The 15904-nt window shown below is 38.7% G+C and carries 12 protein-coding genes and 4 tRNA genes; 9 read left to right on the forward strand and 7 right to left on the reverse strand.

Annotation, left to right across the window (positions count from 1 at the left end):
* Nucleotides 1-2 precede the first annotated feature (2 nt).
* The 4 genes from CWB65_RS07115 to CWB65_RS07130 all read right to left on the reverse strand — a co-directional run bounded on the left by CWB65_RS07115 (nucleotide 3) and on the right by CWB65_RS07130 (nucleotide 490).
* Nucleotides 3-78, reverse strand: a tRNA-Thr gene (locus tag CWB65_RS07115).
* A 78-nt stretch (nucleotides 79-156) separates the two neighbouring features.
* Nucleotides 157-232, reverse strand: a tRNA-Phe gene (locus tag CWB65_RS07120).
* Nucleotides 233-281: 49 nt separating this feature from the next.
* Nucleotides 282-357, reverse strand: a tRNA-Thr gene (locus CWB65_RS07125).
* Between the two features lie 57 nt (nucleotides 358-414).
* Nucleotides 415-490, reverse strand: a tRNA-Phe gene (locus tag CWB65_RS07130).
* 339 nt (nucleotides 491-829) lie between these two features.
* Between CWB65_RS07130 and CWB65_RS07135 the strand changes: the two genes are divergently transcribed.
* Complete coding sequence (locus CWB65_RS07135) at nucleotides 830-3604, forward strand: ATP-binding protein (RefSeq protein WP_138740267.1); 2775 nt, start codon at nucleotides 830-832, stop codon at nucleotides 3602-3604.
* Nucleotides 3605-3667: 63 nt separating this feature from the next.
* Here the strand turns inward: CWB65_RS07135 and CWB65_RS07140 are convergent, their stop codons facing one another.
* Both CWB65_RS07140 and mutY read right to left on the reverse strand, forming a co-directional pair.
* On the reverse strand, nucleotides 3668-3940 hold the full coding sequence (locus tag CWB65_RS07140; RefSeq protein WP_006794326.1) for an oxidative damage protection protein: 273 nt from the start codon (nucleotides 3938-3940) through the stop codon (nucleotides 3668-3670).
* Nucleotides 3941-3974: 34 nt separating this feature from the next.
* Entirely contained in the window at nucleotides 3975-5036 is a 1062-nt protein-coding gene (gene mutY, locus CWB65_RS07145; protein WP_138740268.1) for an A/G-specific adenine glycosylase, read from the reverse strand.
* A gap of 162 nt (nucleotides 5037-5198) precedes the next feature.
* On the opposite strand from mutY, the gene trmB reads away from it, so the two are divergent.
* The 4 genes from trmB to arcA all read left to right on the forward strand — a co-directional run bounded on the left by trmB (nucleotide 5199) and on the right by arcA (nucleotide 9916).
* Nucleotides 5199-5924, forward strand: a complete 726-nt coding sequence (gene trmB / locus CWB65_RS07150) for a tRNA (guanosine(46)-N7)-methyltransferase TrmB (RefSeq protein WP_006794328.1) — start codon at nucleotides 5199-5201, stop codon at nucleotides 5922-5924.
* Between the two features lie 45 nt (nucleotides 5925-5969).
* Complete coding sequence (locus CWB65_RS07155; protein WP_138740269.1) at nucleotides 5970-6995, forward strand: methyltransferase; 1026 nt, start codon at nucleotides 5970-5972, stop codon at nucleotides 6993-6995.
* 147 nt (nucleotides 6996-7142) lie between these two features.
* On the forward strand, nucleotides 7143-8747 hold the full coding sequence (locus CWB65_RS07160; RefSeq protein WP_138740270.1) for a sensor histidine kinase: 1605 nt from the start codon (nucleotides 7143-7145) through the stop codon (nucleotides 8745-8747).
* A gap of 452 nt (nucleotides 8748-9199) precedes the next feature.
* Complete coding sequence (gene arcA / locus CWB65_RS07165) at nucleotides 9200-9916, forward strand: two-component system response regulator ArcA (RefSeq protein WP_138740271.1); 717 nt, start codon at nucleotides 9200-9202, stop codon at nucleotides 9914-9916.
* A 7-nt stretch (nucleotides 9917-9923) separates the two neighbouring features.
* Here arcA and arcB read toward each other — a convergent pair whose 3' ends face one another.
* Nucleotides 9924-12242, reverse strand: coding sequence for an aerobic respiration two-component sensor histidine kinase ArcB (arcB, locus tag CWB65_RS07170; RefSeq protein ID WP_138740272.1), 2319 nt, complete (start codon nucleotides 12240-12242; stop codon nucleotides 9924-9926).
* 214 nt (nucleotides 12243-12456) lie between these two features.
* On the opposite strand from arcB, the gene folE2 reads away from it, so the two are divergent.
* The 4 genes from folE2 to CWB65_RS07190 all read left to right on the forward strand — a co-directional run bounded on the left by folE2 (nucleotide 12457) and on the right by CWB65_RS07190 (nucleotide 15843).
* On the forward strand, nucleotides 12457-13377 hold the full coding sequence (gene folE2 / locus CWB65_RS07175) for a GTP cyclohydrolase FolE2 (protein WP_138740273.1): 921 nt from the start codon (nucleotides 12457-12459) through the stop codon (nucleotides 13375-13377).
* Between the two features lie 106 nt (nucleotides 13378-13483).
* A complete protein-coding gene (locus CWB65_RS07180; protein WP_006794335.1) occupies nucleotides 13484-14077 on the forward strand; it encodes a DUF2726 domain-containing protein in 594 nt (197 codons plus the stop codon).
* A 113-nt stretch (nucleotides 14078-14190) separates the two neighbouring features.
* On the forward strand, nucleotides 14191-14898 hold the full coding sequence (gene mtnN / locus CWB65_RS07185; protein WP_006794336.1) for a 5'-methylthioadenosine/S-adenosylhomocysteine nucleosidase: 708 nt from the start codon (nucleotides 14191-14193) through the stop codon (nucleotides 14896-14898).
* Nucleotides 14899-15843 (forward strand): cobalamin biosynthesis protein CobD/CbiB, encoded by a 945-nt coding sequence (locus CWB65_RS07190; RefSeq protein WP_138740274.1) that lies wholly within the window; start codon nucleotides 14899-14901, stop codon nucleotides 15841-15843.
* Nucleotides 15844-15904: the final 61 nt, after the last annotated feature.

The raw sequence follows: 15904 nt of genomic DNA on the forward strand, positions 1-15904 counted from the left end.
AATGGTGCCGACTAACCGAGTCGAACGGTTGACCTACTGATTACAAGTCAGTTGCTCTACCAGCTGAGCTAAGTCGGCACACTAAATTATTTGAAAGGCAGTTTTGAACACGGGTCAAAAACAAAAAAGCCCTGCATAAGCAAGGCTTTGTATAAATGGTGCCTCGACCCGGAATCGAACCAGGGACACGAGGATTTTCAATCCTCTGCTCTACCAACTGAGCTATCGAGGCACTTAAACAGTGCTAATTAAATGTTGTTAAAACACTTAATTAAAATAAATGGTGCCGACTAACCGAGTCGAACGGTTGACCTACTGATTACAAGTCAGTTGCTCTACCAGCTGAGCTAAGTCGGCACACTAAACTGTGTGCTAAGGCACTTAATCAATTTTAAAGATTGATAAACTTATAAATGGTGCCTCGACCCGGAATCGAACCAGGGACACGAGGATTTTCAATCCTCTGCTCTACCAACTGAGCTATCGAGGCACTTAAACAGTGCTAATTAAAAATCTTAACCGATTTTTAATGTAACTCCCAACAATATCTACTAAGTCAGCTGTCTGGGCGTGCGGCGTATTAAACGAGTTTTGCCCTTACAAGTCAACTTTTTTTTTATCCTTTACGACTGTTTGAACGGTTTTCAAGCAACTCAGTACATTTTTTATTGATAACGTACATTTTTACCACAAACCAGTCTATATATATGAAATATTATAACTAAATCAGACTAAAACCGTAGTGAATTATTTTTGGTAAATGGTACGATTAGTTCAGATACCTATGCTAATAGCTAAAGTAGCAAAAACACATCAATGGGAACATTCAATGCAGAGTAAATTCTCTTCGCCGGTAAAAGGGTTATTACCACTTTTTTTTATATTTAATATTGCAATTACCGCACTTGCTGTATTTGGTTACTCGTTCTACATCAAAAACGATACACAAACAGTTAAACCTGAGCCATCGGTAAATATTAAAACACTCGCATCTACATTAAATCAGCCTATGATCGACGCGCTAACAATGTATGGCCAAGACAAGGTTAAGCAATTACTCGACTTAACATCCTCTTTAGATGATGAATTTGAATATACTCTTTATCGTTTCAGCGCGACTTCTGATACACAACTCGTTTATAGCAATAGCGAGACCGCACCTGAGTCCATCAAAATTGCACAATATAATGAGAGCACAGGTGTATTGCATCATATTCTCTTGCTTAACGATCAGCCAATTGGTGAGCTAATTATAAAACAAGAGTTAGCTTCACCACCATTAAGCATGCAAGACTCTCAGGTAATTGCATATGGTGTTGCAATCGCAACTGTTATTTCTTTATTTATCTTCGCGTTACTTTTTAACGTATACATTAATGGCCGTTTACGTAAAAGCACTGACTCACTCTCGCAAGAACTTCAGGCTATTACAGAGCAAGGTAACTACAATAGTAATGTTAATGAACAGCTAGATATTGGTTTAGGCTCTGTAGCACAAAGTATAAATGTACTACTTAAGCAAGTGCAAACAGCCCTTAGCGATAACGAGTCGGTACAAAAAGAACTGAAAAAACTACAAAATGGTTTAGAGTCAGAGGTGAAAAACCGCACTATTGCACTCGAGCGAGAAACCTTAAAAGCTCAAAGAGCTAGCGAAACTAAAACTACCTTTTTGGCTACTATGAGCCACGAAATCAGAACGCCTATGAATGGTGTTATTGGTACTATCGATTTGCTTCGTCAAACAGACCTTGATGGTGCTCAGCATCGCTTAAGTACTATTATTCGCGAATCAGCATTCTCACTACTGAGTATTTTGGATGATATTTTAGATTTTTCTAAAATTGAAGCTGGTAAGCTTAACATAGACCCAATCCCTTTTTCAGTGAGCGATACCCTAGAAGAAGTAACTCGCGTTTTATCGTCGGTCGCTAAAAAACGAGAACTTGATTTAGAACTATCAATTGCGCCAGATATTCCAGTAAATCTAGTCGGTGACAGCGTACGTGTGCGCCAAGTACTTTATAATTTATGCAGCAATGCAATTAAATTCACAAGCACCGATGAAAAAACCCAAGGCCATGTGAGAATTTCGGTTGAGGTTGCGCATAACACCGCCGACCACTTTACCTTGCGCTTTTGCGTAACCGATAACGGCAAAGGGATGACACAAGCTCAGCTAAGAGACATATTTAGCCCATTTGTTCAGGCTGAGAGTTCAATAACCAGAGAGTTTGGTGGCACAGGGTTAGGGCTTTCTATTTGTAAGAGTCTAACAGAGTTAATGTTAGGTACTATTCATGTAAATAGCCATGCAGGTATTGGCAGTGAATTTACCGTTGAGCTGCCTTTTAGCACCTCTGGTAAAATAAAATATGCTCATAAAAATGCCTTAGACGGCAAACCAATTATTGTTGTAAGTAACAACCTTCAACGCGAAAAAATAATGTACCGTTATTTATCGTTTATGGGTGCAAAAGTTATTTACGCGCACACAGAAAAAGAAATTGAACAACACCAAAACACAGAGGGTGCTATTTGGGTTGCTGACGGCATAGATAATATTGATGATATTAACTCTTTATTGAGGCGGTTATTGTACTCACTTGAGGATTACAATCAGCAAGTAGTCGTATTAAGCAAACTAGATGAAGCGGCCATTAATCATAAAAACATATTTTACATAAATGCGTCTCCACTTTGTAAGTCAAACTTTATGCTTTCTATTTTGGTTGCCGCAGGCTTACATCAACCAAAACAAATTAAAAAAGCAAAATCGCTAAATAACTATTTAAATATTGAGCAAGCTCGAGAATCAAATAAATTAATTTTGCTTGTTGAAGACAACCTTCTAAACCAGCAAGTTTTAACCGACCAATTGCATATATTAGGGTATGGCGTAGAGGTTGCCAACAATGGCGAAGAAGGCCTAGATATGTGGAGAAAGAACAATTTCTCACTTATTTTAACCGATCTACACATGCCAAAAATGTCGGGATACGACATGGTTGAAAAAATTCGTAACGAAGCTGAATTACTAGAAGCTATAGACGCACAACCTTATATAGTTGCAGTTACCGCTAACGCTCTCAAAGGTGAAAAAGAACGCTGTTTAGCAGTAGGTATTAATGACTTTATTACAAAGCCTATAGAACTCAATGCGCTTGAAGATACTTTAAAACGCTGGAGCGACAAGCAAGCTCCTAAGCAAGCGCTAGCTCCTCAACAAAACACTGCATTGCCAATAGATATGGATGCAGTCGCCAAATACGTAAATGGCGATAAAGCAAAACAACTTCGCTTTTTCAAAATGTATTTAGAGCAAAGTCAAAGTTTAATTAAATCAATAAATTCAGGCGTTATGGTTAACGACCTAGCAGAAATAATTGAGGGTTGCCATCAACTCAGATCTATTTCTAAAACCATTGGGGCAGAAACAGTTGGTAAGCTTGCCGGTGCATTTGAAGATAAATGCAAAGCGGACGAACTAACAACTGATGAATTAATTGATTTACGCGACCAGTTAGAAATTGAATATTCTAAAGCGGCTCAGTTTTTAAAAGAGCAAGTTAGAAAGGCTGAGGAACAAAACGAAGAGTTTTAGCAGTTAATAGCTAAATAATTAGCAATAAAAAAGGGGCTTTTAGCCCCTTTTTTAATAAGTTATTTATTTTTCTGGCGGTCTATAGCCTTCAATTTCTACGTCTTTACCTTCAAACAGAAAGCCAACCATTTGCTCTTCTAAAAATGTACGATGCTCTGGGTCCATCATATTTAAATGCTTTTCGTTAATTAGCATAGTTTGTTTATGTTGCCATTGAGCAAAAGCTTCTTTAGAGATGTTATTAAAGATCTTTTCACCAAGCTCACCCGGGTAAAGTTGAAAACCAAGGCCTTCGGCTTCTTTTTGTAACTTTTGACAAAATACAGTACGTGCCATAATTAATTTCTCTTAAGCGTTAAATGCAAACAGTTTAACCTATTGGTGCAATTTGTTTAACCAACTTTTTAGTTGGTGCAGCCAAACCCACTTCTACTGATTGATCTAGCGGGTACCAAACTAGCTGGCGTTCGTTAATCACATCCGGGATTTGTTTAAGATTTAATATATGTGGGTTAATAGTCAGCTCAAAGTGAGAAAATACATGGGTGAATGGTACCAATGGCTCAAGTTCTGATTTAAAGCCATGTTGAACTAAAAAGTCATTTAGCTGTTTACGCTCAGCAAACTCAAAAAAACCAAACAATCCCCCCCAAATACCAGAGCTAGGGCGTTTTTCCATAAGGACCTTATCGTCACATTTTATAATTAGCTGATGACAGCTTTTTTTAGGCACTGCTTTTTTTGGCTTAGAATGAGGAAATTCTTTAACCTTACTAGCATTAAACGCACCGCAGCGGCTGTTTAACGGGCACGGCTCACAATCAAAGCGGCTACGTGAACATAAGCTTGCACCTAAATCCATCATAGCTTGGTTGAATTCAGTCACATTATTTTTAGGTGTTAATTGCGACGATAAATGCCAAAGCTGGTTTTCTACTTTTTTTACCCCATACCAGCCCTCCACCATAAAATAGCGTGCCAATACTCGCTTTACATTACCATCTAAAATAGGGTGATGCTGACCAAGCGATAATGACAATACAGCCCCTGCTGTAGAGCGCCCAATACCGGGCAAATCCATAACTTCCTCAAGCGTTTGAGGAAACAGCCCGTTGTATTTATCGCGAACTATCTTTGCTGTTTTATGAAGGTTTCGCGCGCGGGCGTAATAACCTAAACCAGTCCAGTGGTGAAGAACCTGATCTTCTTCGGCATTCGCCAAAGCGATAATATCAGGAAAGCTTTTCATAAATTTTTCAAAGTATGGGATCACAGTAACAACTTGAGTTTGCTGGAGCATAACCTCAGAAACCCACACTTTATAAGGTGTTTTACCCAATTGCCACGGCAGTGTTTTTCTGCCATGAAGGTGATACCAATCAACTACTTGTTTTGAAAACCAGTGAGACTGCTCTTTATTTAAGTCCAACATATTATACTTTTACTCATGCTCAATGGCGGGTCAGTCTATTGCAGTGAGTAAAAAGATCAAGCTATAGAGGCTGTAAAACCAGCTAATACTTGTGATTGAGGCCATCGTCAGGGATAATATGCAACCATTTTTAAACACATTGTTTTGTCAGGCCAATTAGATATGAGTGAATCAAGCAATACCAACCTAGAGCAAGCTAAGCAAGAAGGTAAATACATCCGCACCATTCGCAGTTTTGTAAAACGCGAAGGTCGATTAACCAAAGGCCAAGCCGCTGCAATCGAAAAATGCTGGCCAACAATGGGCTTAGAGCATAAAAACGGCATGCTTGATTTAAGCCAAGTATTCGGCAACAACAATGATGTAGTCCTAGAAATAGGCTTTGGTATGGGCAAGTCGCTTGTCGAAATGGCTAAAAATGCTCCACACCTAAACTTTATTGGTATTGAAGTACACCGCCCAGGCGTTGGTGCATGTTTAATGGATGCCGACGAAGCGGGCGTAACTAATTTACGTGTGTTTGAACACGATGCTGTAGAAGTGCTTGCTGATTGCTTAAGCGATGAGAGCCTAACTACATTGCAATTATTCTTCCCAGATCCATGGCACAAAAAGCGCCACCATAAACGCCGTATTGTACAAACTGAATTTGCTGAAAAGCTTCGCTCAAAATTAAAAATAGGCGGTGTTTTTCATATGGCTACTGATTGGGAGAACTACGCAGAACATATGCTAGAAGTAATGCAAGCGGCTCCGGGTTATAAAAACCAATCAGAAACAAACGACTACGTACCTCGCCCAGATTTACGTCCTCTTACCAAGTTTGAGCAACGCGGCCACCGATTAGGTCACGGCGTTTGGGACTTAATGTTTGAGCGCACCAAGTAATTACACATTTATATTAATTTAACACATAGTAAGGCAAAGCCATTTATGAGCGTATTAACCAACCCAAGTTTACTGTTACTTCGAAATAGCGAGGCATTAACGGGTAAATCTATATTGGTGGTCAACTTTGTTCAAGATGGCTTTTTAGCTGAGCTTAAAACGCTGAATCCAAATAGTAAAATTACAGCGTTTAGCTATAACCATGCTAATGGTGAATTTGCTAAAAACACTCATGGCGTTGATGTGAGCGTTAACCACACCATTACCGGTAGCGACTATGACTTAGTTATTCTTTATTACCCTAAGTCAAAACCAGAATTGCTAATGGCGCTTGATAATATACGCGCGGTAATAACAAGCGATGCCGAGTTATTAGTGGTTGGCGAAAATAAGAGTGGTGTTAAATCGATTGAAAAACAATTAGCAGGCAAAGCTCAATATAGTAATAAGATTGATTCGGCTAAACACTGCGTACTTTACTCATTTTCTCAAATTGAGCTTAATGCGCAATTTGATATTAGCCATTACCATAAAACATTTACCGTTAGTATTGCCGATACATCATTTTCAGCTATCAGCGTACCTGGCGTGTTTAACCATGGCTGTTTAGACGCTGGTACCAAAATGCTACTCGAAAACGCGCCTTCACCTAAACAAGGTAAAGTACTCGACTTTGGTTGCGGTGCTGGCTTAATTGCGACCTTTCTGGGTTTAAAAAATACAGCGCTTGAATTTGTATGTAGTGACGTAAGCGCACTTGCAACCTATGCAACAACTCAAACTTTAAAGTTAAACGGGGTAACTGGTGAGACAATTCTCAGTGATGGCCTTAAAAATATTAGTGGTAAGTTTGATTTAATAGTGAGCAACCCGCCGTTTCACACAGGAATTGCAACAGACTACAGCGTTGCTGAAACGTTTTTAGCTAACGCAAAACAACATTTAACTAAAAACGGAAAACTAACCATTGTGGCAAACAGCTTTTTAAAATATCCGCCAATTTTAGAAACACAATTTGAAACTTATCAAACTGTATTCAAAAACAATAAATTTGCCGTTTATAGTAGTTAAATTTTTTATATTTTAAGTTGAGCATTCTGCGTGCTCAACTTAGCAATAAAATATTACCTATTATTTTTATTTTTTTGTACCACAGTGTTTCTTCTTTGCTAGACTAATAAAATAATAAAACTCAATGACTCAGGCGACACTCAAATAATGCCTAGAAAAGTTCATCAAAGCAGTATTCGTAAAGCACTCATAAATCTAATAATGCTTATAACTGCTATTTGCTTGTCATTATCGATTTCTATATCGACCTACCTAAGTGTTAAAGAACAAAAACAATTAATAGTGAGTAAGCTCGTTATTTTGGCGGAAATAGTTGCTTTTGACGCTGGAAAATCAGTTTTTGAAGATGACAGAGAAACAGAAGAGAAACGCCTTAAATACTTTGAAAAAACTCCTTTAGTTAAAAACATACATGTATATTCTATTGTGCAAGCATCTCAAAAACCTGTTTTTTTTATAAGTTTTAATGCAAAAAAAACGCCACCAGTCCCCCTCAGAATCGATAGCATTGAAGAACTAAAAACACCACGTATAACCCACGAAGATATCGAACTAATAAAGCCAATTTTCCATAATGAAAAGCTTGTTGGTCATGTATACATGCGTGGAAGTCTTGAAAGCTTAGACGATTATATAAAACAAAAAATAGTTGTAGATATCTTACTGACTTTACTGATACTTGTTGTTGTGTATTTTATCGCAATAAATGTTCAAAAAAGAATAGCTCGACCGATAGAGCGGCTTAGCATGCTATTACAAGACGTATCAAAAAATCATAACTACGATGTACGCGCACCAGTAACCGACGTAAAAGAAATATCAGCGCTTTCTAACAGTTTAAACATCATGCTTACACGCACCCAAAAACAATTGACTCGCCATGAAAAAGACAAAGAAGAAATTAAACAGCTTAACCAAGGGCTAGAAGAAAAAGTAAACCAACGAACCATAGCCCTTCGAGAGGCAAATCAGGAGTTATTATCAACCCTTGAGCGTATGCATCAGTATCAAACGCAGATTGTTGAAAATGAAAAAATGGCATCGCTTGGTCAAATGGTTGCCGGTGTTGCACATGAAGTTAACACCCCAATAGGCCTTGGTATTACAAGCTCTACTTTGCTGCGCGATAAGTTAGCCGATTTACAAATTAGCTTTGATGATAAAAAACTGACTTCAAATCAATTAAAACGCTTTATTGACGACGGTATTGAAAACCTAGATTTGATTTACCGTAACTTAAACCGTGCAGCCGACTTAATTTCAACCTTTAAAAAGGTAGCGGTTATTCAAGATGATGACGTAACTACCTACATTAATATTCATAAGTTAATAACAGATGTTTTGACATCAATAAGCTCAGAGCTTGAAGAGAAAAAACCGGTTATAAACATAAATTGTGCGACCGATTTAACCGTAGAAAGCAAGTCAGAACCATTACAACAAGTACTTATACAACTAATAACAAACTCACTACTACACGGGTTCGTTGGTAATGAAAATAATGAAATACAATTTGATGTAGAGTTAACAGGAAAAAAACTCACTATTATTTACAGCGATAACGGCCAAGGCGTAGATAAAAAAATTAAACACAGAATATTCGACCCATTTGTAACCTCAAAAAGAGGACAGGGGGCAAGTGGCTTAGGCATGCACCTAGTTTACAATTTAGTAACCCAAGCTTTAGGCGGCCATATTTTAATTGATTTAGAAAAAAAACGCGGTGCGCGATTCATCATAACCATCCCTTAAAAGTGAAGTGACCAAACACATATATTTACTTGTATTCCTTGAATTACTACTTATTGACCCTATTTATGCTTCATGTGGTAAACAAGTGTAATAGTTATCGTTTATATAGCGCAATTTTTTGAACTTTATTACTTTTGCGATATCACATACATTGATGAAAGATTAGATAGTGATATAATTTAACTTTGAATTAGTCTGATTATTTAACAGCTTTGCGTAGTCAGCCGGTCCATAAATTATCAAAGTAAATGAACTTCATACGTGTATTGATCGATTTAACAGTAGTTTTTGCACGGGCTTTTTGAGCAAACTTTGAACTCTTACTGTTTTATTTTTATCCAACTTGTTTTTTCTTGTTAACAATTGGATATAATCCTATAATCTCTAGTAGTCGGATTTATACTAAATACCGATTTTTTGTAAATAAAATATTCCAAAAAGGTTAATTAATAATGCAAACGCCAGTCATTCTAATCGTAGAGGATGAAGACGTAACTCGACTAAACCTCGTTAGTTTATTTGAAGCTGAAGGTTACAAAGTTATTGAAGCCATTGATGGCGATGACATGCATGACAAGCTTACAAATAACGACGACGTTAATCTCGTAGTTATGGATATCAATCTTCCAGGCAAAAACGGCCTTATATTAGCCCGTGAATTACGCCAAAAACGCAAAGTAGGCCTTATTTTCTTAACAGGTCGTGATAACGATGTTGATCGTATTTTAGGGCTTGAAATTGGCGCTGATGATTACATTACTAAACCATTTAACCCTCGTGAATTGACTATTAGAGCGCGTAACCTTATTACACGTACTGGCCTAAGCGATGATGAATCAGCGCTTGAAACTAATGGTGTTATTACATTTAACGGTTGGGAATTAGACGAAAATAGCCGCTGTTTAACTTCTCCTAATGGCGATGCTAGGCGCTTGCCTAAAGGTGAGTACAGAGCACTGCGATTAATGCTTGATTCTCCAGGTCGTATCTTTAGCCGTGAACAACTAATTAAACATATGACAGGCCGTGAGCTACGTGCAAACGACCGTACTGTTGATGTAACTATTCGCCGTATTCGTAAGCATTTTGAAAGCGATAATTCTACATCAGAGCTTATCAGCACCATTCATGGTGAAGGCTACCGCTTTATTGGTAAAATCGACAGCTAATTAGCGTTTATTCTAATTGCTGTAGAAATAAATGAAGGGCACGTTGTCCTTCATTTATTTTATCTGCCAACACCAGCAGCCACTCCTCAAGCACTTCATCACTCTCATCTATCGCGCCATATTCCATTACTTTTGCATGCAGTTGAACATCGTTCAAACCAACAGAACCTGCGGCACCTTTAAGCTTATGCGCAACCGATTTGTACTCTTCCCTGTCGCCTGTATTTAATGATGTAAGCAATTCTTGTTGATATTGCGGATTTAGCTTTTCAAACAACTGACTGCTGCGCCTAAACACAACTAACCCCATAGAGTTAACAAAGTCTTCTATTGTTTCAATATCTAGCAAATGCGCATCAATACTTTTAAGTGCTTCGTCGGTTACTTTTAGCTGTGGCTCGTTGCATTGAGCTTGCTTAATATCAAATAAGTCAGCGAGCATTTTATCAAGCTTTACTGTATTAATAGGTTTAGCTAAAGCGCCTTGAATAGAAATACCTTCAAGCTCTTCTTCTGCACTTCTCACATTAGCGGTTAGTGCAACAATAGGCAGGTTATCAAAGTGGCTATCAGCACGGATTTGCCTTGCAACTTCATCGCCATTTATATCGGGTAGCTGCATATCAAGTAATACTAAATCTAGGTCGTCTTCGGTATCAACAAACGAAAGTGCATCTTCGCCCGTTTCAGCCCATAGCACTTCATGTCCGCGTTGCTCCAATAAATTAGTGGCTATTTCGGCGTTAAGTGGTACGTCTTCAACGAGTAAAATATAAAGCTCTCGGCCAACATAGCTTTGCTCTGTAGGCGCAATACATAAGCTCAGCGGTATTTGCACTGTAAAGCAACTGCCCTCACCCTCTGTACTGTTTACTGTAATACTGCCTTTCATAGCCGTGACTAGCGCTTTAGTTACCGCAAGACCAATACCTGAACCTATTGCATTAGTGCCTTGTAAATCAGGTGCTTTATAGTACATGTCAAAAATACGAGAAAGCTGCTCTTGTGGAATACCTTGCCCTGTATCTGAGATTTTAATAACTAACCATGGGCCTTCAGGGCGATTTTCACGGCTACATTCGAGTGTGACTTTGCCATGCTGGGTAAATTTCACTGCATTGTTTATCAGGTTCCAAACCACTTGGCGTAAACGAGTAGGATCAAGCAGTGCATATATATCAAGCATGCCATTTCGCTCAATATCAAACTCAAGCCCTTTTTGCTCAGTTATTAACCCTGCAAAATTCACAACATCGTTTATAAAATCAGATACATTAATAGAGTTGGCGGCAATATCGAGCTGCTCTCTGTCTATTTTATCTAAATCTATAATGTCGTTAAAAATATTACCGAGCGTTTCAGCACTTGAAAAAACCGTGTTACACCAACTGCGTTGCTGCTTATTTAGATCGGTATCGAGCAACATACGTGTTAAGCCCACAATACCGTTAAGCGGGGTACGCAACTCATGGCTTAACGTGGCTATAAATTTCCCTTTATCTTTATATGCGGTTTCAAGCGCCTCAGCCGCTTCTTTACGGCTCGTAATATCACGCCCAAAACCAAGTAAACCTATGTAGTCGCCTTCATCGTTTATAAAAGGAAGCTTTCGTAACTCAAACCAGCGCGTTGCACCATCAACTTCATAACCTACATCGATGGTGAGTGCTTTGTGAGTTTGCTCTACCTCTTTATCTGTGCGTAATACTTCAGATAAAAAGTCGTTTGGGAATATTTGTTCAACCGTTTTACCTATAAGCTCACGGCTTGATTTACCCATTACTTCTTCAAACATTTTATTGCAGCCAGCAAATACCCCATTGTTATCGCGGTAATAAAATAGATCGGGGGATGAATCAACAATTGAGCGTTGCAACATGCTTTGCTGAGCAAGCTCTTGCTGTGTTTTTTTACGCTCGGCAATTTCTCTACGCAGTTCTTCAATGGCGCGATGCTTAGCATGAAAAGCCATTTTACGTTCATCTATTTCAATATTAAGCCGACTAATATTATCTTTAAGTGTTTGGTTTAATAGTTTTTCTTGTTTAGTTGCGCTATCTAAGTAAGCGTAGGAAGCATCTAACTGACGAATTGAATTAATAAGTACGCTTATAATTAAAGGTGACACAACAGCTGAAAAAAATACCACGGCCAAAATATCTACAAGAAACAATTCGCCTATAGCTACGTAGTAAAACATGCTCGATAAAATAAGAGACGCCGCTAAAAATAAAGCGTAACAAATGGCAGCTGTTTTAAACTCACCAAATCGCGCTATTGAACTTGAAAGCACCCGAACCCAAGGGCTCAAAGAATAATCGGTCATACGTAGTTTTATCTCTTTGCTGTTTGCTTAAATATAAGAAAGGCAATGCTATTTACAGATTTTAGCATTTTTCTATTCGCTATTTTCATGTTGTGCGACAAAAACAGAAAATATTCATATGCAATTTTAGCGGGCAGTAAAGTCCTCGTTTCAGCCATTGATTATTTCGTGTAAAATAACGCGCCTTATCATTGCCAATAACGAGTAACATAGCATGCAAACCAATATGCCCGATATAGCTGACACCGCTCCTGCATTACAAACAGGTAAATTAGACTGGGTTGGCATGGGTGAAATTGAACTGCCATTTATTTTTGAATCGCGTGATTTAAGCCCTGTTACTGTTAATGCCAAAGCCCGCGCATTTGTTAACTTGCACAAAGAAGACGCCAAAGGCATTCATATGTCGCGCTTATTTTTAGCGCTTGATTTACTCTCGACAGAGCAACAAGTAAATCCTCAAACAATTAGCCAAGCACTAAATACGTTTATATCTAGCCATGAAGGGTTGAGTAATAAGGCACAGATTGAGTTTAAGTTTGAGCTACCACTTCGCCGTAAGTCTCTATTGAGTGGCAAAGCTGGCTGGAAAAGCTATCCAATCACACTTACAAGTACAATTGAAGATAATATCATTAGTTACGAGCTAACCGTTGATGTTACCTATTCATCAACTTGCCCTTGCTCGGCGGCTCTTGCACGCCAGCTAATACAAAATGCATTTAGCGAAAAATTTAAGCAAGACACGCTCAACCAAAAAGAGGTACTTGAGTGGCTTGGCACAACACAAGGCATTGTGGCAACCCCTCACTCGCAGCGCTCAATTGCTAACGTAAAAGTTAAACTCAATAGCAACATTAATGAGTTTGATGTAGTTAACTTAATAAATACCCTTGAAGGCGAGCTTAAAACGCCAGTGCAAGCGGCAGTAAAGCGTGAAGATGAACAAGAATTTGCCCGTTTAAATGGGCAAAATTTAATGTTCTGCGAAGATGCCGCGCGTAAAATTAAAGCAATATTAGAAACAGACGGTTACGCAGATTACTGGCTACAAATAAACCATTACGAATCGCTTCACGCCCACGACGCAGTGGCGGTTGCTGTTAAAGGTATTAATGGCGGGTATAAGGCATAAAACACCTGCGTTAACTTAAATCACCATTCGGTAAATCACATACAATATTTGGGCACGGTACTTGCTTTAACAAAACAGTGTCAATTTGTTGTTATGGAGTTACCGTATGGAATTCGCTTTATTGTCGATTTTAGTATTAGTGGTAGGTGCATCAATTGCCGCGTCAAAATTTAGTGACGACGGCGGTAATCCTTATCCTTTTAAACGTAAACAAAGTGTATTTACGCAAGTAGAAAGCGCCTTTTTAAACCTGTTAGAACGCGCTATTGGCGATCAATATAAAATAGTGAGTCGAGTTAAGCTTATTGATGTGATCGACTGTAAAGAAGGTTTATCACCTAAATCAAAACGTGCCGCTATTGCTAAAGCCAAAAATAAGCAGCTTGATTTTGTGTTAATCGACAAAGAAAAAATGACCATCGTAGCAGCTGTTGATTTAGTAAATAACGCAAATAAAGATGGCCACAAAGCCCAGCGCGACTGGTTTGTAAATGGGGCCTTAGAAGCTGCAGGCATTCCACACATTCGCATGAAGGTAAAAGCGGGCTATCGCCCATCAGAAGTACGCGATGCCATTATGTTCAAACTGGGTAAACCAGCACCAACAGCACAGCGCCCATTACGTAACCGAGTTCACAAACCTGCTGTTTTATCTCCCTCACAAGCTAAAGCCCATTCAACAGCATTAGCCGAAATATAATTATCAGGTGACTAAATTTGCATTAAAGCGAGCATTTTAAATGTCTCGCTTTTTTGTTTTTTATTGCTAACTTCACGTATAATCAAGCTATTCAAACTCAGGAATCAAACACTATGAATGTTGGTATTATTGGCGCAATGGAGCCAGAAGTTAAAATTTTGCGTGAAGCAATGCAAAACCCAGCTATTTTAACTAAAGCAGGTTTTACATTTTACACTGGTGAATTAGCGGGCTGCACAGTAACTCTTGTTCAATCAGGTATTGGTAAAGTAGCATCAAGCATTGCAACTACATTACTTATTGATAATTTTAAGCCTGATTGCGTAATTAACACCGGCTCTGCTGGCGGTTTTGATCCATCATTAAGTGTTGGCGATGTCGTCATATCGTCAGAAGTTCGTCACCACGATGTTGACGTAACTGCATTTGGTTACGAAATTGGCCAAGTACCACAAATGCCTGCAGGTTTTGCTGCACACCCTAAATTAGTTGAAGCAGCCGAGCAAACTATTGCACAAATTAGCGAAGTTAAAACGTTAGTTGGCCTTATTTGTACTGGCGATACCTTTATGTGTGATCCTGTTCGTATTGATAAAGCCCGCAGCGACTTTCCTTCAATGCTTGCTGTAGAAATGGAAGGTGCGTCTATCGCGCAAACCTGTCATACGCTTGAAACTCCTTTCGTTGTTATTCGTTCAATGTCTGATATTGCTGGCAAAGAATCGCCACAGTCGTTTGAAGAATACTTAGAAACAGCATCAATCAACTCATCTAAAATGGTTGTTGCTCTGCTTGAAAAGCTAACAGCTGTAACACTGTAAATGCTTAGCAATATTGTTCAAAACCATTTGGACTTTATTGTATTTATAATAGCGCTCCTTGCTGAGCGCTTTTTACCACTTGTTAGTTGGTACCACCCGAATACCGTTTTAGTGGCCGTATTTAGCGCCATGGGCAAACGTATTTATAATAAACAAAATACAAACAGCTACCACTATTTAGCAGCCATACTTGCAAGCGTGCTGGTGCTCAGTGTTATTTTACTAATTGTTACCTTGCTACTTGAATTTGCATTTTACCCAGAGCTACTTGCGGGCCTTATTTTATACCTTTGCCTTGAAAGCCAAAGCCTCAATAAAAAAGCCCTTCGTATTGCAAAGCTCACTAAACAAAACCAAAAGTCAGCCGCACGCGAGCTATTAAAACCACTGCTTGCTCGTGAAGTCAGCAAGCTTTCAACCACAGGAATTATTAAAGCCCTCATTGAAAGCTTAATACTTCGTACTGCTCGTTATTACTTTGTGGTTATATTTGTTTTTTTACTTTTAGGGCCAGTTGCAGTACTTGGTTACCGACTACTTACCTTGATGCAGCAAGCATGGCGTGGTGATATTTCACCAAACAGCGAATTTTTAAGACCATTAAAGCTTGTTTTATTTGTTATTGAGTATATCCCGGTGCGTTTACTTACACTCACAATTGCTGCGAGTAAGGCCACAAAGCAAAGTGTTCACTACATAAAACACTATGGCCAACACTTCTATCAAACAAATACAGGCTGGTTACTCAGTGCATGCTCTGCATCACTTGGCGTGCAACTAGGTGGACCCGCTATGTACTTTAATAAGCGGCATAACAAAATGCGGGTTGGTACTGATAGGTTACCTAACGCTGACGATGTACCAGCGGTTTTAAATCGGCTTAATCAGGCGCGCGCCTTTTGGGTACTCGTTATTGTGTGTATTGAAATTCTAAAAAGCATTTGAGCTTTACTTAGTAAAAATTGAGTATAAAAAAACCAGCCTAAGCTGGTTTTTTTTATTACCC

This window comes from Pseudoalteromonas sp. S554, assembly GCF_005930865.1.
GTDB lineage: Bacteria > Pseudomonadota > Gammaproteobacteria > Enterobacterales > Alteromonadaceae > Pseudoalteromonas > Pseudoalteromonas marina.

Coding starts and splice junctions, on each gene's coding strand:
- mutY (WP_138740268.1), bottom strand. CDS start 5,036: ATGTTGGACTTAAATAAAGAGCAGTCTCACTGGTTTTCAAAACAAGTA.
- CWB65_RS07190 (WP_138740274.1), top strand. CDS start 14,899: ATGCTTAGCAATATTGTTCAAAACCATTTGGACTTTATTGTATTTATA.
- CWB65_RS07180 (WP_006794335.1), top strand. CDS start 13,484: ATGGAATTCGCTTTATTGTCGATTTTAGTATTAGTGGTAGGTGCATCA.
- trmB (WP_006794328.1), top strand. CDS start 5,199: ATGAGTGAATCAAGCAATACCAACCTAGAGCAAGCTAAGCAAGAAGGT.
- CWB65_RS07135 (WP_138740267.1), top strand. CDS start 830: ATGCAGAGTAAATTCTCTTCGCCGGTAAAAGGGTTATTACCACTTTTT.
- CWB65_RS07140 (WP_006794326.1), bottom strand. CDS start 3,940: ATGGCACGTACTGTATTTTGTCAAAAGTTACAAAAAGAAGCCGAAGGC.
- mtnN (WP_006794336.1), top strand. CDS start 14,191: ATGAATGTTGGTATTATTGGCGCAATGGAGCCAGAAGTTAAAATTTTG.
- CWB65_RS07160 (WP_138740270.1), top strand. CDS start 7,143: ATGCCTAGAAAAGTTCATCAAAGCAGTATTCGTAAAGCACTCATAAAT.
- folE2 (WP_138740273.1), top strand. CDS start 12,457: ATGCAAACCAATATGCCCGATATAGCTGACACCGCTCCTGCATTACAA.
- arcA (WP_138740271.1), top strand. CDS start 9,200: ATGCAAACGCCAGTCATTCTAATCGTAGAGGATGAAGACGTAACTCGA.
- arcB (WP_138740272.1), bottom strand. CDS start 12,242: ATGACCGATTATTCTTTGAGCCCTTGGGTTCGGGTGCTTTCAAGTTCA.
- CWB65_RS07155 (WP_138740269.1), top strand. CDS start 5,970: ATGAGCGTATTAACCAACCCAAGTTTACTGTTACTTCGAAATAGCGAG.